Annotated in this window: 20 protein-coding genes and 1 pseudogene; 10 read left to right on the plus strand and 11 right to left on the minus strand. The window is 64.9% G+C overall.

Annotated features, from left to right (window positions below):
* Positions 1 to 41 precede the first annotated feature (41 nt).
* Both RHOFW104R8_RS02680 and RHOFW104R8_RS02685 read left to right on the plus strand, forming a co-directional pair.
* Positions 42 to 2,963: a TonB-dependent receptor domain-containing protein gene (locus RHOFW104R8_RS02680; RefSeq protein WP_068097101.1), complete on the plus strand. Its 2,922-nt coding sequence runs from the start codon at positions 42 to 44 to the stop codon at positions 2,961 to 2,963.
* 131 nt (positions 2,964 to 3,094) lie between these two features.
* Positions 3,095 to 4,495, plus strand: coding sequence for an MFS transporter (locus tag RHOFW104R8_RS02685; protein ID WP_068097098.1), 1,401 nt, complete (start codon positions 3,095 to 3,097; stop codon positions 4,493 to 4,495).
* Between the two features lie 111 nt (positions 4,496 to 4,606).
* Here RHOFW104R8_RS02685 and RHOFW104R8_RS02690 read toward each other — a convergent pair whose 3' ends face one another.
* From RHOFW104R8_RS02690 to RHOFW104R8_RS02725, 8 genes are all read right to left on the minus strand, one after another.
* The gene (locus RHOFW104R8_RS02690) at positions 4,607 to 5,533 is read right to left on the minus strand and encodes a M14 family metallocarboxypeptidase (RefSeq protein WP_068097096.1); all 927 of its coding nucleotides are present in this window, start codon (positions 5,531 to 5,533) and stop codon (positions 4,607 to 4,609) included.
* A gap of 144 nt (positions 5,534 to 5,677) precedes the next feature.
* Positions 5,678 to 7,084: an alkaline phosphatase family protein gene (locus RHOFW104R8_RS02695; RefSeq protein ID WP_201028706.1), complete on the minus strand. Its 1,407-nt coding sequence runs from the start codon at positions 7,082 to 7,084 to the stop codon at positions 5,678 to 5,680.
* Between the two features lie 43 nt (positions 7,085 to 7,127).
* Positions 7,128 to 8,738 carry a glycoside hydrolase family 30 beta sandwich domain-containing protein gene (locus tag RHOFW104R8_RS02700; RefSeq protein ID WP_068097093.1) on the minus strand — a complete coding sequence of 537 codons (1,611 nt, stop codon included), beginning with the start codon at positions 8,736 to 8,738 and terminating at the stop codon, positions 7,128 to 7,130.
* A 205-nt stretch (positions 8,739 to 8,943) separates the two neighbouring features.
* Complete coding sequence (locus RHOFW104R8_RS02705; protein ID WP_068097090.1) at positions 8,944 to 9,459, minus strand: DUF3016 domain-containing protein; 516 nt, start codon at positions 9,457 to 9,459, stop codon at positions 8,944 to 8,946.
* 254 nt (positions 9,460 to 9,713) lie between these two features.
* Complete coding sequence (locus RHOFW104R8_RS02710) at positions 9,714 to 10,106, minus strand: ASCH domain-containing protein (protein ID WP_068097087.1); 393 nt, start codon at positions 10,104 to 10,106, stop codon at positions 9,714 to 9,716.
* 122 nt (positions 10,107 to 10,228) lie between these two features.
* Complete coding sequence (locus RHOFW104R8_RS02715; protein WP_068097228.1) at positions 10,229 to 11,344, minus strand: tetratricopeptide repeat protein; 1,116 nt, start codon at positions 11,342 to 11,344, stop codon at positions 10,229 to 10,231.
* Positions 11,345 to 11,674: 330 nt separating this feature from the next.
* Positions 11,675 to 12,313, minus strand: a complete 639-nt coding sequence (locus tag RHOFW104R8_RS02720; protein ID WP_068097084.1) for a zeta toxin family protein — start codon at positions 12,311 to 12,313, stop codon at positions 11,675 to 11,677.
* Positions 12,310 to 12,666, minus strand: a complete 357-nt coding sequence (locus RHOFW104R8_RS02725) for a type II toxin-antitoxin system prevent-host-death family antitoxin (RefSeq protein WP_161487737.1) — start codon at positions 12,664 to 12,666, stop codon at positions 12,310 to 12,312. The genes RHOFW104R8_RS02720 and RHOFW104R8_RS02725 overlap by 4 nt, the downstream gene beginning before the upstream one ends.
* Before the next feature lie 656 nt (positions 12,667 to 13,322).
* On the opposite strand from RHOFW104R8_RS02725, the gene RHOFW104R8_RS02730 reads away from it, so the two are divergent.
* From RHOFW104R8_RS02730 to RHOFW104R8_RS02740, 5 genes are all read left to right on the plus strand, one after another.
* On the plus strand, positions 13,323 to 13,952 hold the full coding sequence (locus RHOFW104R8_RS02730; RefSeq protein WP_201028705.1) for a GntR family transcriptional regulator: 630 nt from the start codon (positions 13,323 to 13,325) through the stop codon (positions 13,950 to 13,952).
* Between the two features lie 223 nt (positions 13,953 to 14,175).
* Positions 14,176 to 14,316 carry a benenodin family lasso peptide gene (locus RHOFW104R8_RS17235; protein WP_153021765.1) on the plus strand — a complete coding sequence of 47 codons (141 nt, stop codon included), beginning with the start codon at positions 14,176 to 14,178 and terminating at the stop codon, positions 14,314 to 14,316.
* A 46-nt stretch (positions 14,317 to 14,362) separates the two neighbouring features.
* A complete protein-coding gene (locus tag RHOFW104R8_RS17240; protein WP_153021764.1) occupies positions 14,363 to 14,512 on the plus strand; it encodes a benenodin family lasso peptide in 150 nt (49 codons plus the stop codon).
* A 54-nt stretch (positions 14,513 to 14,566) separates the two neighbouring features.
* Positions 14,567 to 15,244 (plus strand): lasso peptide biosynthesis B2 protein, encoded by a 678-nt coding sequence (locus RHOFW104R8_RS02735; RefSeq protein ID WP_068097223.1) that lies wholly within the window; start codon positions 14,567 to 14,569, stop codon positions 15,242 to 15,244.
* The gene (locus RHOFW104R8_RS02740) at positions 15,244 to 16,974 is read left to right on the plus strand and encodes a lasso peptide isopeptide bond-forming cyclase (protein ID WP_068097078.1); all 1,731 of its coding nucleotides are present in this window, start codon (positions 15,244 to 15,246) and stop codon (positions 16,972 to 16,974) included. Before RHOFW104R8_RS02735 ends, RHOFW104R8_RS02740 begins: the two co-directional genes overlap by 1 nt.
* Before the next feature lie 17 nt (positions 16,975 to 16,991).
* On the opposite strand, the gene RHOFW104R8_RS02745 is transcribed toward RHOFW104R8_RS02740, so the two are convergent.
* Both RHOFW104R8_RS02745 and RHOFW104R8_RS02750 read right to left on the minus strand, forming a co-directional pair.
* Positions 16,992 to 19,073, minus strand: a complete 2,082-nt coding sequence (locus RHOFW104R8_RS02745) for an Atxe2 family lasso peptide isopeptidase (protein WP_082823497.1) — start codon at positions 19,071 to 19,073, stop codon at positions 16,992 to 16,994.
* A 62-nt stretch (positions 19,074 to 19,135) separates the two neighbouring features.
* On the minus strand, positions 19,136 to 21,544 hold the full coding sequence (locus RHOFW104R8_RS02750) for a TonB-dependent siderophore receptor (protein WP_068097075.1): 2,409 nt from the start codon (positions 21,542 to 21,544) through the stop codon (positions 19,136 to 19,138).
* 157 nt (positions 21,545 to 21,701) lie between these two features.
* Between RHOFW104R8_RS02750 and RHOFW104R8_RS16845 the strand changes: the two genes are divergently transcribed.
* The 3 genes from RHOFW104R8_RS16845 to RHOFW104R8_RS17245 all read left to right on the plus strand — a co-directional run bounded on the left by RHOFW104R8_RS16845 (position 21,702) and on the right by RHOFW104R8_RS17245 (position 22,853).
* Positions 21,702 to 21,956 carry a helix-turn-helix domain-containing protein gene (locus RHOFW104R8_RS16845; RefSeq protein WP_068098607.1) on the plus strand — a complete coding sequence of 85 codons (255 nt, stop codon included), beginning with the start codon at positions 21,702 to 21,704 and terminating at the stop codon, positions 21,954 to 21,956.
* A gap of 269 nt (positions 21,957 to 22,225) precedes the next feature.
* A complete protein-coding gene (locus tag RHOFW104R8_RS16850; RefSeq protein WP_082823498.1) occupies positions 22,226 to 22,480 on the plus strand; it encodes a helix-turn-helix domain-containing protein in 255 nt (84 codons plus the stop codon).
* 142 nt (positions 22,481 to 22,622) lie between these two features.
* Entirely contained in the window at positions 22,623 to 22,853 is a 231-nt protein-coding gene (locus RHOFW104R8_RS17245) for a DUF3606 domain-containing protein (protein WP_153021763.1), read from the plus strand.
* Positions 22,854 to 23,041: 188 nt separating this feature from the next.
* Here RHOFW104R8_RS17245 and RHOFW104R8_RS02755 read toward each other — a convergent pair.
* A pseudogene (locus tag RHOFW104R8_RS02755) lies at positions 23,042 to 25,045 on the minus strand (TrlF family AAA-like ATPase); the annotation flags it as partial.
* Positions 25,046 to 25,119 lie beyond the last annotated feature (74 nt).

Consider the following 25,119-nt stretch of genomic DNA (forward strand, 5'->3'; position numbering starts at 1 on the left):
GCGGATTGCCCGGAACCTGACGTGATACCTGGGGAGATACCATGCAGAACCATCCACGCAATGCGCTGTTCGGCGCGCTGTTCCTGAGCGTCGGCCTGGCCGGCCACGCCACGGCGGCGGCCGCCACCGGCGCTGACACCGGCAATCCCGGCCAGGCCAAGAAAGTGACCACCCTGGATGTGGTTACGGTGACCGGGTCGAATATTCCCACCACACCGGATCAGGCGGTGGTGCCGGTAACGTCCATCGACAGCGACGCGATCAAGGCCAGCGGCGTCAATACCAACGTGCTCGACCTGCTGCGCAAGGTGGTGCCGTCGTTCGCCGGCCGCGGCAATGCGGGCAACAGCAACGCCAACAACACCAACCAGAACACCGCCGGCGGCTCGCAGATCCAGCTGCGCAACCTGGACACGCTGGTGCTGGTCAACGGCCGCCGCGTGGCGACCAGCGGCATCAACGGCATCGGCGGCAAGAGCTTCGTCGACGCCAACGAGATACCGGTGGCGGCGATCGACCACATCGAGGTGCTCACCGACGGCGCCTCGGCCATCTACGGCTCGGACGCCATCGGTGGCGTCGTCAACATCATCCTGAAATCGGACTACCAGGGCGTGCAGGTGGGCGCGCGCTACGGCTCGGCCAAGGGACATTACGGCGAGCGTTCCGCCTATGTGGTGGCCGGCACGTCCGGGCACGGCATCAGCGTCACGGCCACGGCGAGCACCTCGAAGAGCGATCCGCTGCGCCAGAACGCGCGCAGTTTCAGCAGCCCGTTCACCGGGCACCTGTCCAACGTGCCCGGCGCGGTCGGCGCCAACGGCCTGTTCCCCGGCGCCCTCCTGGCACCAGGGGTGGATTCGCCCGGCATGCGCAATCCGACCGGCACGCAGGCAACGGCGACCGCGGTCAACGACCTCATCAACAACGGTACCTACGTGGCGACCACGCCGGCCGGGGTGGCGTCCGGCTACGACCTGTCGCGGTTCCAGACCCTGCTGCTGAGGCAGAAGCAGGATGCATTCACCGTCAACGCGACCGCCGACCTGATCGACGACGATCGGCTCAGCGCGTTCGGCGACGCCATCTACTCGCATACCCGCAGCTTCACCCAGTTCCTGCCGATCTCCTCCACCGTGACGGTACCGGCGGGCGCGCCGCACAACCCGCTGGCCGGCCCGTTCAAGCAGGTCATCTTCGCCTATCAGCCGCGGCCCAAGCAGTACTTCAACGACTCCGTGGCCAAGCGCGTGACCGGCGGACTGCGTGGCGACATCGGCGGCGGCTGGAGCTGGGAGGTATCGGGCGTGCACAGCGAGGACAAGCTCGAGCAGCAACAGCGCAACGTGATCTATGCACCCAATCTTTCGCGCGCGATCGCCGGCGGCTACGACGCGCAGGGCAATCCCCTCGCCGGCGGCAGCTACAGCCGCGTGGCGACTGGGTTTTCCGGCGCCGGCCCGTTCGTGATCCAGCCGGCGCTGGATCCCTTCGCGCTGGCGGGCGGCATCACGCCGGCGATGCTCGGCAACCTCTACGGCACCGAGGTGATCGACGCGAAGAGCACGCTGAACTCGGTCGACGCCAAACTGGTCGGCAAGCTGTTCGAGTTGCCCGCCGGCGCGATCGGATTTGCCGCAGGCGCGGGCACGCGCAGGGAAGCGCTCTCCGCGCACACCGATCCCAACGGCACCAATACCGGCCCGACCAACCACAACTGGATCGGCGGCATCGGCGCCGATCCGTTCTCGAAGAGCCGCACCATCGACAGTGCCTATGCCGAATTCCGCGTGCCGATCACCAGCGCGTCGTGGACCCTGCCGGGTGCGCATGCGTTCGATCTGGTGGGCGCGGTGCGCGCCGAGAGATACAGCGACGCCGGCCACTCGCTGGTGCCCAAGATCGGCTTCCGCTGGGAGCCGTTCGACTCCCAGTTCACCGTGCGCGGATCGTTTTCACGTTCGTTCACTGCACCGACGCTGTATGCGATGTTCGGCCCCACCGATACGCGGCAGATCGGCAGCGGCGTGATCCGGTCGGTGTTCGGCCTGCCGGGACTGCAATTCAACGGCGAGGACGGCAACAACCCCAACCTGAAGCCGAGCAAGGCGGTTACCCGCTCACTGGGCGTCACCTTCAACCCGGCCGCGCTCAAGGGCCTCACCGTCACGCTGGACTATTCGTCGGTGGACCAGCGCGGTTACCCCGGCGGCATCGGCTTCACCAATATCCTGCAGAGTGTGGACCAGCTCGGTGCGGCGTCGCCGTTCTCGGGCAACCTCGCGCTGGGCAATTTCCCCGGACTGCCCGGCGCCACCGCGTTCACTGCGCCGGGCCAGGTGGGCAACTACCTGCGCTCGGGCGGCGATCCGAACAACCTCTACGCGATCGACCGCTTCACCAACCTGGGCGGCCTGCACGTGCGCTCGGCCAACCTCACGGCGCAGTACTACTTCACCACCGCCAACCTGGGCACGTTCACGCTGGCCACCAACGGCGCAATGTTCTTCAAGTACCAGTTCCAGGCCCTGCCGGGGCAGGCGTTCTACAACTACGCCGGCTTCGCCACCAACGGCGGCACCGGCGTGCAGGGAACGATCCCGAAGTACAGCTTCTACACCACCCTCGACTGGCAGTACGGCAACTGGGACGCGAACCTCGGCAATACCTACATGTCCGCAGTCACCGATATCGGCCCGGGCGGGCTGGTCTATGCCACCAGCAAGACCTTGAAGCCGCTGGGCGTGAGCAGCTACACCACGTGGGACCTCCGCGTGGGTTACGCCAGGGACCTGGAAGCATCCGGCCTGGTCAAGGGCTGGTCGGTCGGCGCGGGCATCAACAACCTGTTCGACCGCATGCCGCCACGCGCGCCGCAGGCGTTCACCGACAACAACGCCGACGTGTCCACCTATTCGCCGATCGGGCGACTGGTCTATGCCATGGCGTCGATCAAGTTCTGATGCGATCCATCGCCCGCTCCGGTGATTCTCGCCATGGCCAGCCGGTCCTGCGCGATCCTCGCCGCTGCGGCACGTCCACAGCGTCGCCCGGCCCCGCCGGGGACGATCCACACTACCGACAGGCAACCCCCGTGTCCGAAATCGAATCAGCCAGAATCGCCGCCCGCCTCGACCGACTGCCACCGTCGCGTACGGTCTGGACCATCGTCATACTGATTTCGCTGGGCGGCGTCTTCGAGTTCTACGACCTGTTTTTCACCGGCTACGTGGCGCCGGGAATGATCAAGTCGGGCCTGTTCACTCCGCAATCGCTGGGGTTCTTAGCCGCGCTCGACAGCATCAAGGTCGCGGGATTCGGCACGTTCGTCTTCAGCACGTTCGCCGGCCTGTGGTTCGGCGTGGTGCTGCTGGGCCACCTGCCGGACCGCTTCGGCCGGCGGCCGGTATTCACCTGGTCGCTGATCTGGTACGTCGCCTGCACCGCGATCATGGCGTTCCAGCAAACCGGGGAGATGCTGAACATCTGGCGCTTCATCGCCGGCATCGGCTTCGCCGTGCAGCTGATCACCATCGACACCTACATCTCCGAGCTGATTCCGGGCCCCGAGCGTGGCCGGGCTTTTTCCATCAACCAGTTCATCACCTTCTGCGTGGTTCCCATCGTCGCCCTGCTGGCGTGGCTGCTGGTGCCGCTCAGCCCGCTCGCTCTCGACGGCTGGCGCTGGGTCGTGCTGATCGGCTCGATCGGCGCCGGGGTCGTGTGGCTGCTTGTCCGAAAGATACCGGAGAGCCCGCGCTGGCTTGCCCTGAAAGGGCGTGTCGACGAAGCGGAAGCGGTAGTCGCGATGATCGAAAGGAAGGTCCGCGCGGAAACCGGCCAGGACCTGCCGGCGCCCCGGCAGGAGTCGACCGAAGAGAAAGGCCGCGGAAGATTCCTGGAGATATTCTCGGCGACCTATCGAAAGCGCACGCTGATGCTTTCGGTATTCAACATGGCACAGGTGGTCGGTTTCTACGGTTTCGCGGCATGGGTGCCGACCTTGCTGATCGCCCGCGGAATCACCCTGACGCACAGCCTCGAATACTCGTTCATCATCGCGATCGCCAATCCCTTCGGGCCGCTGCTGGGCACGCTGTTCGCCGACCGCATCGAGCGCAAGCTGCAGATCATCCTCGGGCTGGTGGTCATGGGACTGGCGATGCTGGCTTTCTCGCAGGTCAGCGATCCGCCCGCCCTGATCGCCCTCGGCGTACTGTTCACCCTTGCCGCCAACGTGATGTCGTACGCGTACCACAGCTATCAGGCGGAGCTCTATCCCACCCGCATCCGGGCCCGCGCCATCGGCTTCGTGTACTCGTGGAGCCGGATCGCCGCCGCCTTTGCGGGCCTCGCCATCGGTTATTTCCTGAATGAGGGCGGCGTACTCGCGGTAGCCGTGTTCATTGCCATCGCCATGGTCACCGGCATCGCCGTCATCGGCCTGTTCGGGCCGACGACGAAGGGCATGGCCCTGGAAAGGATCAACCACTGATTCGATCAGGCATCGCCCGGCGGTCTTCGGCCATGCCGCCGCCGACTCCCGGCAAACCGGCGCTGCGCCAAGTCGAAAGCCGCCGGCACGGCAAAACGGCCGGCACGCCGGTCAATGGCCGCCGTGCGCCAGCGCGAAATCGATCGCCGCGCAGATCGCCGTCGCCTGCGCGGCGTTGCACTGTTCCGGCGTCGCCCGCGGGCTGTCGGGGTAGACCTCGGTGGTGGTGCGGTAGTGCGCGTCGGTGATGCCGGCGCACAGGCCCAGCTGGCGGCAGGCGTACTCGATCACGCCATGCGCCACCACCGGCGAGCCGATGATGGTGCCGTCGGGATCGGCCGGCGCGATGTGGGTGACCTTCGCCACCGCCGCGATCACCGCCTGCTGGAAGGCGGGCTCCGGCCGCGCGCTGTCCGCGCACAGGTAGAAGCCGTCCGGGACCGTGCCCGGCGCGTACGGCTTGCCGTCGCGCGCGGCCAGCGCCGGGCGGAACTCGCTCTCGTCGCTGTCGGTGGTCTCGTGCAGGTCGATGTGCACCAGCACGCGATCGCACAACGGCGCGACCAGCCGCATCAGCGCCGCCGATTCCTGCGCCGGGCTGTCGTCGCGGAACGAGCGGTTCGGGTCGATCGCGTCCGGGTTCCAGCGGTGGATGCGCTCGTAGCCCCACGGGCTGACGCAGGGCGCCACCAGCAGGTTGATCCGCCCCGCATAGTCCGCCGCATGCCGGTCGACGAATTGCAGCGCTCCGTGCACGCCGCTGGTTTCGTAGCCGTGCACGCCGCCGGTCACCAGCGCGATGGGGAGTTCGTCGCGCCAGCCGCGGCTCTCGATCGCGAACAGCGGATAGCTGCCGGAGGCATACTCCAGCCGGCCGTACTCCGACACGTCGAAGCGTGCGCGCAGCGTCTCGATCACACCCAGCACGTCCGCCGCGTAGCTGCGCTTGATGCTCTGCCGCGAGCGCCAGGCCGCCACCTCCGCTTCGCCCCAGGGACGTCCGGGTATGCCGATGGGGTAGAAGGCCTGGGTCGTCATCGCGTGGCTCGCTTCGCTGTGGCGGGGAAGCGAAGCACTCTAGCACCGGACCGGAACGGCGACGGCCGCGGCGGCGACCCGATCGCGATGGTCCGCTCGCCATCTGCAGACGCCCCTTGCCGAGCGCGTGGCCCGGCCTTCGGCTCAGCGGCCCGCCGCGGACGCCGCCCGCGCCGGCGCCGAAGCCGCTGGCGGCGATTCCAGGATCTCCGCCAGCGGCTTGCCCTGGACCGTGCCGAGGGAAATGTGCAGGAGCTGCGCGATCGTCGGCGCAACGTCGAGGTTGGGAAAGGCCGGGATTTCGCCCCTGGCCCGAATGCCGGCGCCCGCGGCGATGAAGATGCCCTGCATGAGGGGGTTCGAGTTGGGGTAGCCGTGGGCGCCGATTTCCCGGGTCGGCGTCACGAAGTCTCCCGTGTCGCCCTCCTTGAAAGCGTAGCCGTCCGCCGCGTAGAGCAGCAGATCGGGCGCCTGGTCACTCTGCGCCGGCACCGGCCAGCCTTGCTGCGCCGCTTCGGCGGGAGTCAGCGCCGCGCGGATGCCGGGCTTGCCCGCGAACAGCGATTTCAGCTTTTCGGTCGAGGCTTCCGTGGCGCGCTGCTGGAAGACCAGGGCGAAACCGTCGTCCGGCAGGCAGAAGCTGGGCTGCGCCGCGGAGGCCGCCTGCAGGCCGGCCTCCCTGAGCAGGACGTTGGGGTGCACCAGCCGGCGGACGTTCTGCTGGCCGTGGTCGGAGACGATGATGAAGGCGGTGCGGTCGAGGTCGCCGGCGTCGCGCACCGCGTCGACGACCTCCTTCACGCGGTCATCGAGAAAGCCGATGGTGTTGCGCCCCGAGTCGTTGCCGAAGCCCGTCTCGTGCTCGATGTTGTCCAGCGCTAGCAGGTGCAGCAACAGCAGGTCGGGGTGATGCCGCCGGATGATGTCGACCGCCGCGCGGGTGTAGATGCGATCGCGCCACGCCTGGGACGGTTCGCCGAAATGCGCGAGCTGGCCGCGGGTGACGACGCCCTGCCGCACGAGGCTCTGCTCGATGGCGCCGTCGGGATCGGGGTGTTCGGCGAACTGCCAGTCGATGCTCGACGCGCCTTCGATGGCGACCCAGTCCACCTGCGCCGTGGTGAGGCCCGCCCGGTGCGCGGCGTCGTAGACGGTGGCGGCGGCGACCAGCCGGGACTTCGGCGCCCCCATGTCGATCCGGGGCGGCGTGGCGGTGCGCTGGTTGACGATGAGCCCGTTGACCAGCACGTGGTGGCGGCTCGCGTCGACGCCGGTGACCATGGCGGTGTGGTTCGGCCAGGTGACGGTGGGGTTGATCGGCCGCATGGAAACCGCATGGACGCCGCGCTGCATCAGCGCATGCAGCGTCGGCGCGGGCAGCTGCGGCTCGTGCAGGCTGGCCGCGGCGAAGGCGTCCAGGCTGATCACCACGACCTTCGGCCCCCGCGCGGCGGGCGCCGCCTGTGCGCAAAGCGGCAGCGGGACGATGCCCGCAAGCAGCATCGCCGCGGCGGCCACGCTTCGAAGCAAACCGGAAGCTGGGTACATCATGCGACTCCGTCGATGCAGAAAAGGCGCCTGTCGGAACACGGCATCACTCGGCCACCTTGCGTTCGCCGCCGGTCCCGCCGGCGGCCGCGGTGCCGGGCGGCTTTCCGGCCGGCAGCGGATCGACCGGCGATGGGCCCGTCGCTTCCGCGGCGCCGCCTGCCCGGTCCGGGTTCCATTCGAAGGTCGCGACGCTCTGCGGCGGCAACGCGCAGTCGAAACGGGTCCGGCCCTGCTTCACGGAGACGCGGCGCGTCTCCGCATTGCTGTTGACCACCACCAGGACCACCGATCCGCCCGCGGCGTTCTGGAACGCCACATTGTCGATGCCCTTGTCGGTGGCGTTGGAGCCCACGCGGACGGCGCCGGGCAGGACGAACCGGCTGAAGTGCGCGAACGCGTAGTACTCGTCGTTGCGCTCCACCTCGCCCGTGCGCGAGTCGATCGTCACCACGCCCTTGCAGGCATCGCAGCCGCCGAAATGCGGCCCGTGCTGCTCGTCGAGCGCCAGGTTCCAGTACACGACGCCGCGCGCCCACTGCCTGAGCCCAACGAGCAGCAGGTCGCGGGTAAACCACAGCAGCTCGCCGTTCTTGCTGGACTCCCAGTCGCCGCCGGAACACTCGGTGATGTAGGCATCCTTCTTCGGAAACGCACGATGCACCTGGCCCTGCGCATACGGGCTGCCGCTGTAGCAGTGCCAGGCAATGCCATCGACATAGCGCGCGACATCGGGGTCGGCCAGCACGCCCAGGGGTTGCTCCGGCTCGTCCCAGTTGTGGTCCCAGCCGAGGATGAGCGTTCTGGGCTTGCGCCCCGCCAGCGCCGGGCCGAGATACCGCGCGATGATGCGCGCCCGCGTGGCGGCCGGAAAATCCATGCCCGGGTAGGTCTGCGGTATGAAGCCCGGTTCGTTTTGCACGGTCAGCGCGAAGATGGGGATACCGTAGCCGCGGTAGGTGTCGACGTACTTGGCGAGATAGTCCGCGTACGTGCTTTCGAACTGCGGCAGCAACGCCCCGCCGATCAGGTTTTCGCTGTCCTTCATCCACGCCGGCGCGCTCCACGGCGAGGCGATGATGCGCAGCTGGGGGTTGATGGACATCACCTCGCGCACGACCGGGATGACGTCGTGCAAATTGGAGGCGACGTTGAAATGCTGCAGCTCGGGATCGACCTGGCCGGCGGGCAGGTCGTCCATGGTGTACGGCTGCAGCGAGAAATCCGAGGCGCCGATGGTCAGGCGCAGCATGCCCAGGCCGAGGCCGGGCGGCGGGCCGAACAGCTCGCGCAGCAACGCACTGCGCTGCTGCTCGTTCAGCCGGTTCCGGATCAGCCACGCCGACGAGTCGGTCAGCGCCGCCCCGAAGCCGACGATGGACTGGTATTTCCTGCCGATGTCGACGACCACGTCGGCGGGCGGCGACTCGCCGGCGGCCGCCTCGATGTCGGGCTGCCGCACCAGGCGCAGCCGGCGATCGGCCGTGCTCAACCACAGCTTGACCGCGGCGGTCGGCGAAAGCGGCGTCAGGGTGACTTCGGTCGCCACCGCGAAATGCGCGCGGCGCGGCGCATGAAGGGCAGCCAGTGCGAGCAGGGTCATCAATGCGACGGATGCAACGGCCACCCAGCCGGGAACGCCCTTGCGCTCATCCATGATGCACGCAAACCCCGCCGGCCACGCTGCAGTGCACTTGCGACAACCTCGCGATCACGGAGCCCCCTGGCTTGCGCATGACAAGTCGGTGAAGAGTGCAGCAAAACGGGGGTCAGAGTCGACTTGCAGGCCAAGGTTCGCTCGGACTTGTGATTCCGGTCTCCCTGGACGGGGCGATTCCCGGGAGGAGCGCGCCGGGCGGGCGTCAAAGATTCCCGGCGCCCCGGCGAAGCCAGAGGTCGATCAGGGACTTCTCGTAGCGCAACGAATCCTGGTCGACAGGAGAGCCGCTGCTGAGAAAGGCCGCGTTGCGCAGCTTGCGCTGGCCCTGGCGCAGCACCTTGCCGTCGGCGCCATGCAAGGTGAAGTTGAGGTCGATGCGCGGCGGATAAATGTCCTTGACGATGCGCACGTCGTTGAAGTTGGGGCCGCGCCAGGGCTCGTATGCGCCGGCACGGACCACGTCGGTCACCTCGATGTCCAGCCGCTGGCCCGGCGCCAGGATGCGCGAGGCGCGCTGGACGATATAGGCCTTGAGCGGTTCCAGGTAAGCGTCGGCGTCGACCAGGTGTACCCCGAGGCTGCGCTTCGCCTCGGTGAAGTGCTGCGGGTCCTTGTAGCGCACGCTCACGTTGTCCGGCGGCGTCGCGGCCCGCGCGATGACGGAAGCGAGGGCAAGGCAGGCAAGGCACAGCAGGCGCAGCAGCGAGGAAGATTTCATGACGGCTCTCCCGGAGCAGGACAGGGCGGCCGGAACGGGCGCGTAGCGCGGCCGTGGAGCAGCGAAAACAGTATACGTCCGGGCCAAAGGCGGGGCGGAGAACGGGTCTCCAATCAACTCCCCCGACCCGTCGGCGGTTCCTCGTCGCCGGCGCCCGGCCGGGGCCTGACGCCCCGCCCTTTTCGCGGTGTGATGCCGGCGAAACCTATGGTGGCGTGCTCCTCGCAGAGGCACCTCGCTTTTCGATCGGCCAATCACCCTTGAGCTGGCCCTGGTCGGCCCAGGCGCTCGAGCAATGCATCACTGGCCCGCACCTCGTAAAGCTTGCGCCGGGCAGCGATGCGAAAGGCGCCGCCGATCGGCCGCACATGGGTGACATGCCAGGCCCACATGTCCGGAGTCCATCGGCTGGCACAAGCCGCCTGCAACTCCGATGGCTGCCAGGCATGCACTTCCTCGACATCCACCACGGCGACCGCGATGCCGTCGGGGTCCGTTTCATCCTCCCCGGTGAGGAAGATACGGTTCTCGACGATCAGCAGATCCCGCAACGGCAACCGCGGCGGGCGCCACGTACGGATTTCGAGGGTCTTGCGCCCCGCCGCGATGTTGGCGCCATTCGGAGCGACGATGGAGAGTGCGAGCATCGGGGTTGGGCCTGTGGTCGTTCCGACATGAGCAAACCGGGGCAGCTTATACGGCCAGGAAAAGGGGCTGCGACCCGCTTGGCCACGACCCGCCTGGCCCACCCGAAAACGCGCCCTGTGGCCTAGTTTCTGCCCCCGGCGCTGCTGCGGCCGAGCGCGGCGGCACGGTCCATGGCTCGCTGCGCGTGGCGCTCCTCGCCCAGCTGCTGATAAGCGTGGGCCAGTCCGACGTAGAAACGCGAGTCGCCGTCATAAAGGCGAATGGCCTGCCGGTAGTGCTGCACGGCACCCGCGTAATCGCCCCGCTTCTCATCGTCCTCGGCCTGCATGAACTGGAAGTAGGGGTCTTTCACCTGGGCTTTCTCGAGACGCCGCGCATAGATGGCGCGACGCGCCTCGTCGCCGTTGCTCCGGTACAGCACCACCAGGTTGACAAGCGCACCCGCGTTGACCGGGTCGAGCGCCAGCGCCTTCAGGTAATCGCGTTCGGCCGCTCGCGGGTCGCCCTGGCGCAGGTGCAGCACGCCGGCATTGGCCCAGGCGCTGGCATAGCGCGGGGCCAGTTGCAACGCCATGGCCATGTACGGAGCGGCCGCCGCGGGCGAGACGCCGGCAAGCAGCTCGGCGGCGCGGTTGCTGTAGTAGAGCGCCAGCAGACGCTGGTCAGAAATCGGCTTGGGTGAGTCGCGCGCCATCACCAGATCCCGCGCCACATCCACCGTGAGGCGCGAGTGACCAATGGTGATTCCCGTGTTGACGTGGTTGAACCGGTAGATGACGTCGTCGCCCACGCGCCAGGCCACGATGTCGTCAAGCTCCTGCCCGTAGGCCTGCAAGCCGGACTCGCGTGCCAGCACCACGGTCAGCAGGGTGAAGGTCAGGCAGTTGGCTTTGCGCGTGCGGTAGGCCTGATCGATGGTCAAGGTGGCGCCGGCCGAATACTCCATGCCCAGGCCCGGCTTCTGGAACAGGAAACCCACCAGCCGCTCCAGTCGCGCCCTTCCAGAACCGCCGGCATCGATGACCTGTTGCTGCAGCTGCGCACGCAACTCCGGCGGCACCGCCATGACCTGCTCCGGACGCGGCATCGGCGACACGGCCGGCGTCACTGGCGCGGCCGGCGTCACCGGCGTGACCGAGGGGACCGGCGCGATCGAGGGAACCGGCGCAACCGACGTGACCGGTGCAGGCATGGCAACAAGCCATGCCAGAAGTGCCGCGTACGCCCAGGTCACCATGCCGAAACCCTCCACGCCCTGCGGGCGGGAACGTTTGCCGAGACCAGTCTAGTCCTTCCGCAGGCGCCGGATCAGCTCGGCCATGGGCAGCCGGCGCCAACCGCAATACCGCCCCCGCGCGCCAACATCCTCACCCCCGCGCCTGGACGAACGCAAAGGTGTGTACCTTGCGCCCGGGCCTGCGGCCCACGCGCCACCACGGCAGCCCTGTGCGCCGGCAAAGAACTCCGGAGCGCAAGGTTTGAAGCATCGGATCGCGAAGGTTGCCAGCGTCGGTGGCCAGAGGCATGGCTGGCACCTTTTCGTTCATGCGTCGTACGAACGGCTCGTCTACCCGCGTTCGCTCAAGGCTGCCTCGACCAGTGGCTTGGCCCAGTCGGGCGTCGCCTCGATGGCGGCGGCCGTGTCCGGGAAAAGGATCTTCCCTTCGTGCAGGGCCAGGACCGGTACCGGGTCCGCAATCGATTCCCCCGGCTCGGCTTCCGTGCTGTTGTCGTAGACCATCAGGGACGACAGGCGGGGAAGCAACGCAATCAGGTTCACCAGGGACGATTCGTACCGTTCGCGGATCTTGCCCTCGGGAATGTCGTGGCCGCCCGAAGCGACGCGAGCCTTCACGCGCGCGATGTGCAGCTCCGGCGAAGCCAGGCCGCAGTACCAGATGACGACGTCGTGCGTGGCAGCCGCCGCCGCGATCTTCGCGGGAACGGTGCGGCCACCCAGGGTGGTCTCGAAGGCATGGCTCGTACCGTTCGCGATGGCCTCGTCGAGGTATCGCATGCCTTCGCTCCATGCAATGGCATTGGCCTCCTCCTGGCCGCACCCGACAGCTTCCCGGTACTCGCGCGCGAACGTGTCCGGGTTGAACCAGGGCATCCCGGACACGTCGAGCAGGTGCTGGCCGCCAATGGAACTCTTGCCGGCGCCGTTCACGCCGGCCAGCACATAAAGAACCGGGCGCTCGCTCAATACGAGCCCCCCGCCTTGACCTTGCCGCGGAGCTTCACGGGCTTCCTCGCAGCGGCCAGCAACTTGGCCGCCGCTCCCGGCGCCTTCAGCGCCTTCAGCCGTTCATCGAAGCGCTCACGCAGGGCCTCGAGCGTTGCCTGGTCCCTGCCCCTGGCCTTGTCCAGGGCCTGGATGATCGCCTCGTACTCGCGCGCCGACAGGATGACCGCCTCGGGCACATCGTGATTGGTCACCACGACACGTCCGCTCTTCTGGACATCGCGCATCACGCCGCGCCAGCCGAGCTTTTTCACATCGGACGCCGGGGTCTTCGGCAAGGCGCTGATGGCATCGCGTTTCGTGGCAAAGGACATGGAGATCTCCTGCATCGTTCTTGGGGCCATAATACCCAAAATAGGAAAATAGGCCATATGCCCAGGAACCACGCTGCGGGGCGAGATTTCTTGGCCACCGGACGACTGCTGCGTGAACCGGCGCTCCTTCCGGTTGGACTCAAGCTCCCGCGCCCCGGTTTCGCCGGGGCCGACCTTTCGCCGGACCGCTTCGAAAGTGCGCTGCGCACCCCTGTTTGGGCGCACCGGGGGAAATCGCGCCCTTTTCCCGGCCGGTTGGACGTAAGATGTTGCGAGCCGTTATGGAGGGGGTTCATGAAGGCTTGGGTTGCAGCAGGGCCGATGCGGGTTCCGGGGACAGGCACGTTCGCGGCGAAAGACGCACCCCTCGTTCCTGGCATGCAGGGCGCGAACTTTGGCGCCCATTCCCGGCAAGCGGGTTTCGATCGACCACAAGGCGAACCGCGATGACGGCGGCCCGCAGCCTGCGTCCGTCCGGAAGGAACGGAGCACCCGACTCCACGATGACCCATGCCGTTCGTACCCATGTGCTCGCCATACCCGCCCGGGCGCTCGCCACTTCGGCGCGCGCCTCGGCCCTGCCGGCAAGTAAAACGGGGACGGGTTCGCTTCCTGGTGGCTGAAGAAGCGAACCCCGTTCCCGGCGGAGTCCAGCTATGGATTCGATCCACTCCAAGAGTGCATTCGCGTACGGACAGGTCAGGCGCGCCCTGCGGTCGGGGCGCTACGCACCCGGGCAGCGGATCGATCCGGTCAGGCTCGCCGCCGAGTTCAAGACCAGTCCTACGCCAGTCCGGTTCGCGCTGTATCGCCTGGTCGGCGAGGCCCTGGTCGTCGATCATGCCCGCGGCGGACTGCACATCCCGTTGCTCACCGAAGTCGCCATGCGCGACCTCTACGACTGGATGGAACGCCTGTTGCTGATGGCATGCGATATCGGCGCAGCACCGGCGGCGCGGAAGACAGAGCCGTTGGAGCTTGCGTCCGCTGACGACGATCTGGTCAAGCTGACGTGGCAACTGTTCGACGCGATCGCCCGCGCGACAGCCCACGGATCCTTGCACCATGCCGTGAAGCAGGCCAACGACCGGCTGGCGCCGATACGCCGTGCCAAGCAAGGATTGCTCGAGCACGGCTTCGAAGAGCTTTCGGAGCTGAACCGGCATTGGCAGGCACGCGACATTCCATCCCTCAAAACCGCACTGCGCGACTACCACGAGCGCCGCAAGCAACTCGTCCCGTGCATCGTGGCCTTGCTGAGCGACGGCAGCGACTACTTCCGCTAGATCTCGCCGGTATTCCACCTCGCTGGTCCGCTTTGCGCGACTACAACGGTTGCCCCGCGTCGGCCGAAGAGGCATCGAAGCAGAGCCCGGCATTACAGGACGGCGGTCACGCTTCCCGAATAATCACCGGATGACAGCGCAATAATCATTTGAAAATCAAAATTTCCGACTCTTACGCTGCGCGCGTCATGGGACTGCCATGACGTGACCGCAGGAGACTGAGATGAACACGAACGAGAACATGCGCACCAACCCGCCGGAAGATGTCATTGTGCTCGGCGTCGCCAGCACGGAAACCAAGGGCGGACCGCTCGCAGGCGAGGAGATCGGCGGCACCCACGCCCTGGGTATTTCCGAAGAGTGAGCACAGGGCGCGCCTGAGGCGCGCCCTTTCACCCAGGAGATCGAACATGAGCAGCAAGAGAGAAGACACCCTCCATAACGATGCATCGGACGAAGAGATCGTCATGCTCGGCGTTGCCAGCACCGACACCCAAGGGGGCCCACTGTCCGGCGAGGAAATGGGGGGCTTCACTGCCTTGGGCATCGCCCAGGACTAAAGCGCAGGGGCGCACCTGACCGGTGCGCCCCTTCCTTTTCTGCAGGGCATGGACATGACCCACTACGCCTTGCGTGACGACCTGTCGTTCTGCCGGATAGGCGAACACTTCGTCTTCCTCGATATCAACAACGACCGGTACTTCCGGCTGCCGAATTCGATGGAACGAGCCTTGGCCAGCTACCTGGAAGGAAGCGGAACTTCGGATCTGGACATAACCGGATTGATCGCACGAAACATACTGGTCGACGAGCCACACACGGCGATCGGCAGCCGAAGAAGCATCAAGCCTGCGATTCGCAGCGCCATGGAAGCTCCGCTTCCAACAAGGAGACCTTGTCTTTTTGAGCTACTGGAAGTCCTTGCCATTGTGCTGCGCACGCGAGTGGCGTTGAAGCTCTCAACCCTCAAGGCTGTCCTCGATGGCCTTGGCGCCGATCAGCACACCCAACCGGCACAAGCCACGCCCTCTGCAGTACTGCTCGAGCACCGACTCTCCGATGCCGCCGCCGTATATCGACGTGCGCGTCTCTATGTGCCGGTCGATATGTGCTGCCTGCTGGATTCCGTCGCAATGGCGAAGTTTCTTCGCAAACGACAGCTCCACGCCCACGTCGTCTTCGGCGTCGCAATTGATCCCTTCTCTGCACATTGCTGGTTGCAGGCGGAAGACATTGTCTTGAACGACACCGTGGGAAACGTCAATTCCCATACGCCGATACGGGTCGTGTGATGTATCGCTACATCGCTTTGCTTCGGGGGCGTCACACACGCGCAACCGATGACGGTAGCGACATTGATCACGCACTCCGAGAGGTCGGGTTGCAACAAAAGGTGGCCTTGGGCCATATCGAGCTGTATGCCTCGGATGACACGCCCGTCCTGAGCCTGTCGCCCGGAAGCGCGCTCATCGGCCACGTCTTCTCACGCGATGGCCACTCGCCAATCGATAGTGCCAAGCTGGCCAGCGCGTCGTCACGAGGCGAATTGGCAAAGCATGTCATCGACGAGCTCTGGGGCGAGTACCTGCTTCTTCATGCGCCGAAAGACGACCCAGACGCGACGACGGTCATGCGCGATCCGTCCGGTGGCGTCGATTGCATTTACTCGTTACGTGGCGGCTTCATCGCCTCCGACATCTCGATCGCAACGCATGCGCGCCTGCATACCAAGGAGATCGATTGGGATTTCATCCGCAGCAACCTGATCTATCCGTACCTAAAAACGGGTCGCACCGGGCTTATCGGTTTACGCGAACTGTTGCCAGGTTACCAACTCAATATACGTGGAGACGGGGCGACCATCGACGAGATGTGGACCCCGTGGGACTTCGTCGCACCACAACAACGGTATCGCGATCGGCGTGAGGCACAAGCTGACGTTCGACGCGCGGTGGCGTCTACGGTGAATCGCTGGGCCGAGACGGACAAATCCCTCCTGCTGGAACTATCGGGAGGGCTGGACTCATCCATCGTCGCTGCTTGCCTGCAGGACGCGCATGCGCGTGTGGCGTGCTGCAACCTGGTCACGCCTGTCCCCGGTGCGGACGAGCGGCGATATGCCATGTTGATGGCAGATGTACTTCGCGCCGAGCTTCATATCGAGACGCTTGGGTTCGAGAACGTGCATTTCAACTTCCCGCCGCCGCATGCGGTCGCCCCGAGCACCTGGTTTCTTCAGCATGCATCCAATGAGCTGAAGGAGACGATCGGCAGGCGGCTGGGTGTCAACAGCTTTTTCTCCGGAGGGGGTGGAGATACGGTCTTCTGCTACACGAGAACCGCTGCTCCCGCCGCGGACGCGTTTCGGGAACGCGGGATGATCGCCGGTATCACAGCGATCTCCGACCTCGCCGAACTTCACCAATGCACCGTCTGGAAGGCGGGTCGATTGGCACTTAAGAAGCTGCTCGCTCCACCGAGGCCACCCCGCAAGGCCGACAGATCGTTCCTGGCCGCGACACCAGCCCAAGACATGCTGGAGGCCCACCCCTGGTTTGCGGCACCTGATGGCTCCCTGCCAGGAGACAGGGAGCGCATCTTCGATCTCGCCGGCACCCAGGTCTTCAGGGATGGGCTGGCGCGCGGGGCGAAGTGGCATCTGCGAATGCCGCTACTATCCCAACCCGTCGTGGAAGCCTGCCTGAAGGTTCCAAGCTGGATGTGGATAGCCGAAGGTCGGAATCGCGCTGTCGCCCGGGACGCGTTTGCGGACGTCCTGCCTCCCGACATTCTGCACCGCCGCAGCAAAGGGACATTCATGAACTACTCCGGAGCGGCCTACCGCCAGAACAAGAGTGTGCTCCAGGAATACCTCCTGTCGGGTCAGCTCGAAGGGCAAGGGCTTCTCGACACCGATTCCCTACGGCGATTCTTCGACCGTGATCTGGCCACCCGAGACGACAGGTTCATGCGGATATTCGATCTGTGCGCCGTCGAGAACTGGATCCGCCACCAGGCCTGAAGATCGTGTGGCCCAAATCATGGGGTGCGCACCGCCATGCCCGCTTTCATCTGTCGCCAGCGCGCGTACTGTGTCTTCTTCGAGGGCGTCGGATCCTCGTAGCCCTGCAGCCAGAACCGGAACCAGTCGAGGTTGCGGTCGTACACGGCCAGCTTGTGCCGAGGCTGGAACTTCTGGTGCGGCTCGTTCGGGAACACGTAAAGGTCAGCCCGATGCTCGCGGATCAGTGGAATCTCGTAGTCCAACGCGTACATGTATTCCTGTTCGGAATGCTGGAAGAGGATCGGTACACGGATCCTGTCCAGCTTGAAGGCCGGCGAGATCGCCTTCCAGCGCTCCGGTGTTTCGCTTGGCGAACCCAGCCCCCACATGTCCCGCAAACCCTTGAGGAAGGCGTCGCCCTTCATGCTGCCGATCAGGTAGTAGGAAGGCGACACGACCGGGTTGGCGATCGATGCGGCCGCCAGTACGTCCGACTCGGTGGCCGTCCACATCGTCACCGCACCACCGAAGCTCAGCCCGCCCATGCCCACGCGTGCACAATCGATCTCTCCTTCCGAGGACAGCAGGTCGACCGCGCTTTCGACTGCCGCCATCCCCTGCCCGTGCCGCGCGACCGCATCCATGATGTATCCGGGCGGTTGGTTGATACACAGGGCCGAGATACCTGCCTGAGCCAGCGAGGCTAGCGGCCACTCGTCCCCTACTCCGCCACGTACGAAGCCCGGGCAACTGTAGTAGGTGATGAACAGCGGAGTCGGCCCGGCGCCGCTGCGTCGCGCTGACCAGAACCGGCCGGTGAACCACCGTCCCTGCCTGTCCACCCATCGCAGCAGACGCGCTGGCGCAACCTTCGCCATGTCCCGTGCAAGCGCTGCATTGGGATCGAACAGGACGTGGCGCTCCCCACTCTCCAGATCGATCCTTTCCAGTCGCGGCGGACGATCGGCTTCCGCTGTCACGCATACCAGCGCCTCGGCCGATACACCGCAGTTCGAGGATGGATCACGGCCGCCGTCGACCAATCCCCCGGTCTGTACGACCACACTTACCTCCCCGGTCTCGACGTTCCATCGAAGAATCGACTGCGCCAAGCCCAGGCGTGGATCGGTGATGGTGAACAGCACCTCGTCGTAGCCGGGGCGCCACTGGATCCCCGTGATGGCCTTGTCCGTGCACAGCGCGGACTCGCACTCGACGGCCCACCGTGCATGTCCGCTCGGGAGCGCCGACAGCAATACGTCGGGCCGATACATCTGCCCACTGCCGTCGCCAATACGCGTCAGCAAGGCCACCCTGCCGTCATGCGGGTCGCGAACGGACTTCCAGGGATCGCCATCGACGCCTATCAAGGCCGTGGCCGGCAATGGCACGGAAAGCACCTCCGAACCTGCAAGCGTCCGTCTCGCCCCTATGGCGAGTTCGAGCTCCGTCCAACGGTCCGGCACGTCGGCCAGTAGCGGGGCGCGGTCGAACCAGACCTTGCCGAAGCGCTGTGTCGCCATGCGACCCGCGACGTTGCCGGAGCGGAACAGTCCCTGGCCGATCGGCACGGTATCGTCGATGTGGATGCCTTGGTCGTACTCCGCCTGCTCCGCCGACCGGACCCCCTCGCGGGTCGCACCGACGCTGTACCTGAGAACACGCCCGCCCTCGTCCAAGGCGAAATCGCGCACGTCCGCCGCGTCATGCGTCAAAGGTTCCGCGCCCGAGCCGTCGGCCGCCGCGCGCCACACATCGATCTTTCCGTCGACCAGGGCGCGGTAGTAGATCCAGCGATTGTCAGTGGACCACACCACTTTGGGAGGCAACGACCCGCCCGCCGAGTCGCGCAGCGGAACGCCGCCATCTGCGACGCGCCTGGGCAATGCGTCGCCCAGGCCCTGCACGTACCAGACGGTGTCGTAGGTATTTCGCTCCACCGACGCCTGCTCGACCCGGAACGCCACGCTGCGACCGTCCGGCGACACCGTCGGACGATCGATATCGGCAACCTCCAGGAGCCGACGGGGCGAGACGACGTCCGCGTGGCAAACGGACGCAGAGGCTGCCAACAAGGCGCCTGCAACCAACAGGCGCCACACGATGCACTCCAACATGGATACAGTCACCTCTCTCCAATCGTCAGGGAACGCTGGCTGCACCTAGCAACCAGCAGGCATCACCAGTGCTTGGACACGGAGAGGCTCAGGAAGCGGCCGATCGCCGAATAGTTGGTCGAGTCATAGGGCGCCACATAGAGAGGCGACCTGACCTGGTACAACGGCGGATCGCGATCGAATGCGTTGTCCAGGGACAAGGCGAATTCCAGTCCCGACCAGGCATCGCCACGCTTGCCGGTGGCATAGCGAAGCGCCGCATCAAACGTGGTGAACGAGGCGGATTTCACGTCGTCGACCCGGTTGGTCACCCCGCTCCGATAGTTGGCAAAGAGCGAAGCGGTGAACCCTCCCCGCTTCCAGACCGCGCCAACGCGACTACTGGCCTTCGGCGGGTTGAAGAGCGTGCCCGCCAGGGCATACGCCTGCTGGGCGGTAATGGTTTGCTGCGTGCTGTCCAGCCAGTTCGCCGAACCGCGCAGTGTCAACGCCCCCTGCCCCAGCTCGAGCCGGTACGACCCCGACAAGTCGACGCCCCGGATACGCTGCCGGGCCGCATTGGCGTACTGCGTATAGATGATCGCCGCCACCTTGCCCGGGTCGTAAGGCGCCCCGACAAAGTTGTAGAACCTTCCCGCACCCGCGATGACGTCCGCCTGCGCCTGTGGCGTCGGCGAGAGGTCGACGAATGGCGCGTAGATCGCGTTGCTTAAAGCCTGGCTGGCATTGGCAATCGGCTGGATCACACGATCGCGGTAGTCGATGCGAAACCAGCTCAGCTCCGCCTCCAGGTCGCGCAGGGCCTCGGGATGAAACGCCAGCGACACCGATCTGGTGGTGGCACGCTCCGGCTGGAGGTTCCTGTTGCCGCCGTCCAGGACCAACACGGTGGCACCGGCGGGATACCCGGCACCGCCGAAGCTGCTCGGGAAGAGCAGATACGCGTTCTGCGCGTAGTTCTGCTCGAAGAGCGTGGGCGCCTTAAACGACTTTCCCCAGGAGGCTTTCAGAGTGAAGTCGGGGTTGGGGTCATAGAGCACGCCCAATTTGGGCGTCGTCACGCCACCGAAAGTGCTGTAATGCTCACCCCGAACCGCAGCCGTCAAACTCAGGCGCTGGACACCACCGACCTGCTGGTCGGGCCCAATCAGCGGCAGATCGAGTTCCGCATACGCGAACCTGGCGCTTTCACTGCCCCGGATCGTGTCGGCTCTCGTGACGTGGTTGACATTGCGGAACTCGTTCTCTCTGTAGCCGATGCCGGTCGCCAGGCGTGCATCACCGCCCGGCAACTGGAACAACGGCCCTTCGGCGCCAAGCTCGTAGCTACGGCTGTCGTTGCAATAGCAGACATCGGTGACGGTCGTCGCGCCGGTCGCCATCACAGTCTCCAACCGGTACTGGTCGTGTTCGCTCTTGCCAGACGTTGCACCGAGCGACAGCGTCCAGTCGTTCGGCAACCAAACGTCGAGGCTGGGGGATATCAAGGTCGTCGTAGTGTCTGGCGTGACCCGGCTGTTCCTGCCGCTGGAGTTATACAAATGCAGCTGGTTGCGCGTGGAACTCAACGCATCCATGCGCAGTTCGGCAAAGTCCCCAAGCGACTGGTGGACGCTGAGCAGGCCGCTGCGCAGGTCGCTGCCGGGATAGAGGGTCGATGGATCGACCAGTTGCTTGGTGTAACCGCGCTGGCTGCTGTAGATGGGGTCGACCGAGACGTCCTTGTAGGTCGCTATCAGCCCGCCACTGCGCCAGGTCGTACCGGCGGTGATGTCGTACTCGCGGCTGGTCAACCCTCCCTGGGTCGCCCTGCCGAAACGCGTCCCCACGGTCACGCCGTCGAAATCCCGCTTGAGGATCACATTGCCGACACCGCCCACCGCATCGGAGCCATAGATCGCCGAGGCACCGTCGGGGACAATCTCGATCCGTTCCACCGCCTCCACCGGTATCGCGCTGATATCCACCGCTTGGGTGAAGCCGCCATAGGCCATGCGGCGCCCGTTGAGCAGCGTCAAGGTGGCATCCGCCCCCAAGCCACGCAGGTTCAGGCTCGATCCGCCCGTCATGTTCTGGTTGGCGTTGCCAGCACCCGCCAGATTGCCACTGAGAACGCCGGGGTTCTGCCCCCCCGAGAAGTTCTGCGGCACGCTGCGGATCACTTCGCCGAGATCCGTGAAACCTTCCTGCCGGATCTGCTCGCTGCCGATCGTGATGACCGGCGATGGCGTGCTGCCGCCGCGGATGCGCGTGCCGGTGACGGTCACGGTCTGCAGGTTGGTGGCCACTGGCCCCGCGGACTTGTCGGTCGATTTTTTCGGTTGCAGCTTGGCCGGCGCCTTGGTCACGGGGGCCCTACCCTGCATGGCCGTATCTGTCGTGGTGTTCTGGGCCATGGCCCACTTGCCGGTGCCGGTGGCGGCCACGAGCAAGGCGATGGAAATGGCATTGCGTAACGTGCGTGTCTTCATCCTTTGCTTTCCCCTGGGTTGGCCTGCTTGGTTTGCCGGTCCACTCACGGACACGGCCTCTACTGAGCAGCACCATGGGCGCCGCGTTCATGTAGAGTAATACAAAGTAGAGTAATAATCTGTAGAATTCAAGACGGTAGACGGACAGGCTGGGCTTATGCCCTCCCAGTCCAAGCCCAAGCGCAAGCCTGCACCCCTGTCGAGCCCTCTCGGTCATATCGCGGTGAACGTCCGTCGCCGCCGCGATGCCATGGGTCTGACGCAAGCGGAACTCAGTGAATTGGTGCCGTGCCACCCCACGTACGTGTCGCAGATCGAGCGCCGCGTCACCAACATTTCCGTCGAGCGCCTGGAGGCGTTCGCGAAAGTCTTTGGAGTGGATGCCCTTTCCCTGATGCAGCCCCCGAAATAGAAAAATGGCGCCCCCAGTAGCTCCAGGGAGCACATCAGTCATGAGGAAAAGCTGCAGTCCACCGGCGCAGATTTAGGGGGCCAGTGGGGAAGGCGTATTGGACCGCCCGGTTCGTAACGATTACGGCGCGCTATCTGCACCCAAGGCGTCAGCCATCTCGCGTAACACAGCGCTGCGAATCATCAGCACACTACGAGGCGGCTATTAGGTTATTAGCAGTAGAGTTATATTCTGTAGAAGGTAACCCGGTAGATGGTCAGGCTGGACGCATGTCGTCCAAGTCCCCTCTTCCATCACTACCAAACGCCCGCAAGCGCGTGGCGGCAAACATCCGTCACCTACGCAAGGCTAAGGGGTTGAGCCAAGAACAGTTGGCCGAGATTGCTGAGTTTCACCGTACATACGTGTCTCAGCTCGAGCGTTGCGTCACTAACATCTCGATAGATGGTCTAGAGCGGCTAGCTCAAGTATTAGGAGTGGACATCACCGATTTGCTCCAGGTGCCCGAACACGGAAAGCGGTGAGGCATTAGAAGACACCAGTTCGTCTTCCCCAACTCTTTTGGCCGAGTACGGCAATACCCGACCCCAACGGTTGCAAGCGCCTACAGAACACCGATCCAGCCGCTGATATCCGCGACGCCCAAGCTGCGCGAACGTGGCAGCCATGGACGAGCATATCGACATGGATAGCCCACTCTCGCGGGCCTACTGGTGCGGCAACTTCAGCTGCAGCGATGCAGAACTGGCCAACGCAGTGCACATCATGGACAGCACAGCAGTAGGCCTTGTCGGGCTGTACCTCGCCACGCGTCGATCCGAATCCTGTACCGTCGACCAGCGCCATGCATTGACCAACCCCGACCAATCCAGCCGGCCAAGCTCGCCGGACAACTGAACCGCCGTCGCCAGCCAATTGACCATCCGACAGAAGGTCGCTTGTCGACCCGTTGCTGACGTTCGATAACTCACGACGGAAGCCGTCAGAGGCGGTGGCTTCAACTGCGACTGATAATTGACATCGAACAGTCGTTCAGCGTACCCAATGACTGTGACTTCAAAGCCTTGTGTACCAGTGCATCTCCATCAAAGACCGTACTTGCTCTTCCGATTCTTAAAGGCAGGTTCCGTGCCTTCAAGAATTTCAACGACCGTGCTCTTAATCACGGGCGACTCGATACCGCCAGAGACGTAATTGAACGTGTTGGTCGCCTTGTCGCAGGTCGCGCAGATGATTTGCTCTGCGTCGCAGACCACGGCCAAGTTGGGGTTGTGCGTCACCATGATCACTTGGCGCCGCTGTTTGGCCGCCTTGATGCACTTGACCAGCACTTTGAAGATGGTCTGGTTGTCCAGGTTTTCCTCGGGCTGGTCGATGATGATCGGGATGTCGTCCTTGTCCACGAGTAGGTAGAAGACGAGCAAGAGCAGGCCACGCTCGCCGGGAGAGAGCTGGCTGATCTCTTGATGGTCAAACGTCAGCGAATACCTCGGCGCCAGATAGCCCATGCCATAGAGGTAGTCGAGGATGTCTTGGGGTTCGCCGCCCTTGCGGAGCTGGTCGACGATCCGAGTCTCGCGGCCAGCGCCGGACTCGCGTCGGTCGAAGTGCAGCATGTCGTCGATGGTCTCGAGGAATTTCAGCGTCGAGTCCACGTCTCCGAAGTTGACCTCCTTGAGCAGCCCGCGCATGAGCTGGTTGCTCTCGTCCACGCCTGAGAAGCTGCCCCGCGACTGCCGATTGATGCGGGGGAAAAACTGTTCCTGGAAGTTCGACTCTTCGATGCGCACGTCGAAGTCCAGCGGCAGGTGCATGTCCATCTTGGCGGCGGACTTGACGAACTGCTGCACAGGCTCATACAGGCGGCGGTATTCCTCGACGGTCTTGCCGATCTGCTCGTGGACGGCCCTGGCCAACTCCACCCGGTTTGCGCGCAGCGCCGCTAGCTTGTCGGGCAGCGCGGCCAAAGATTCGATCTCGGCCTTGAACCATTCAATCGACTGGGGCTTGTGCTTGTTGCCGACAAGCTCCTCCTTGGCTCGCTCCCACTTGGCGACCTGGTCCTTGAAGATGATGAATAAGCGCTGCTTCTCGCCAAGTTTGCTCTTGATTTCAGCCATCGCCGCCTCGGCCACCTCGCGCCGCTTGGAGAGGCCCATAGGCTCTTGGCTAGCGAGCGCCGCGTCTACGCCAGCAATCGATTCTCTTGCGGCCTTGGCCAGCGTGTCGATCGTCGAAGTGTCGATCTTCAACTCGACCAGCTCGGCGACTTTCAAATCCGCGCCAGCTTCGGCCAGCATGCGAGCCAACTCATCCACGAATTGATCGTGTGTCTTCTTGTGGTTGGCGATAGCCTGGGCGATCCGACTCAGGACGGCTTGACGCTTGGCGTCGGTAGCCTTCTTGTCGCGCAGCAGCTTCTCCTCTTCGCGAAGCTTTTTAAGTTCATCCTCGAGCGCCTGAATCTTCTCGGTGGCCGCCTTCGATTCTTCCTGCGCGGCATCGGACACCGTGGGGTCTTCCACCTGAGCGGGCTTCGAGGCCACCAGAGCGTTGTATTCGGCGACCTTGGCGTCAAGCTGCTCTTGCAGCGACTGCTTGAACTCCGGCGTGAGCCGGCGCTCGGCCTGCAAGATCTCGGCATTGGCTTTTGAGATTTCCCTGATGACTTGCTCGCGCGCGCCGTCGATCTCGGCGACCTTGAAGTCGAGCAGCTCGTCCATGGAGGTGTAGCCCAGGCGGGCCTCTTCCGGGACGTGCGTGTAGATGATCTTGCGCAGCTCGGTGTCGAACGTCGCCGAGCCGCCGTCGCCCAGCTCGTTGCACAGCGTCTCGAGGTAGCTCTGGGGCAAATACTTCACCCGCTCCACACTGGTCTCGGACGGGTCTTGGTCTAGCGGGCGCTCGGACTCGGTTCCGTCGTGCCAGCCGAGCGCGCCGAGAAAGTGCTGCGCGAGCTTGTTCCTCGGGTTGCGAAAGCGCGTGTCCTTGAGGAACGAGAAGCTTTTGAAGTTCTTGGTGTCACCGGCCAGGGCGGCGATGTCGGCCATTGCGCTCTTGCCGCTGCCCTTGTTGCCGATGATTGCGACCGGGTTCTACCCCGTTAACGCGGACACTTCTAAGAAGACCGATCATGGTCAAAAAGGAGTGTCATGTCCAAGCG

This window comes from Rhodanobacter sp. FW104-R8 (assembly GCF_001617365.1).
Classification (GTDB): Bacteria; Pseudomonadota; Gammaproteobacteria; order Xanthomonadales; family Rhodanobacteraceae; genus Rhodanobacter.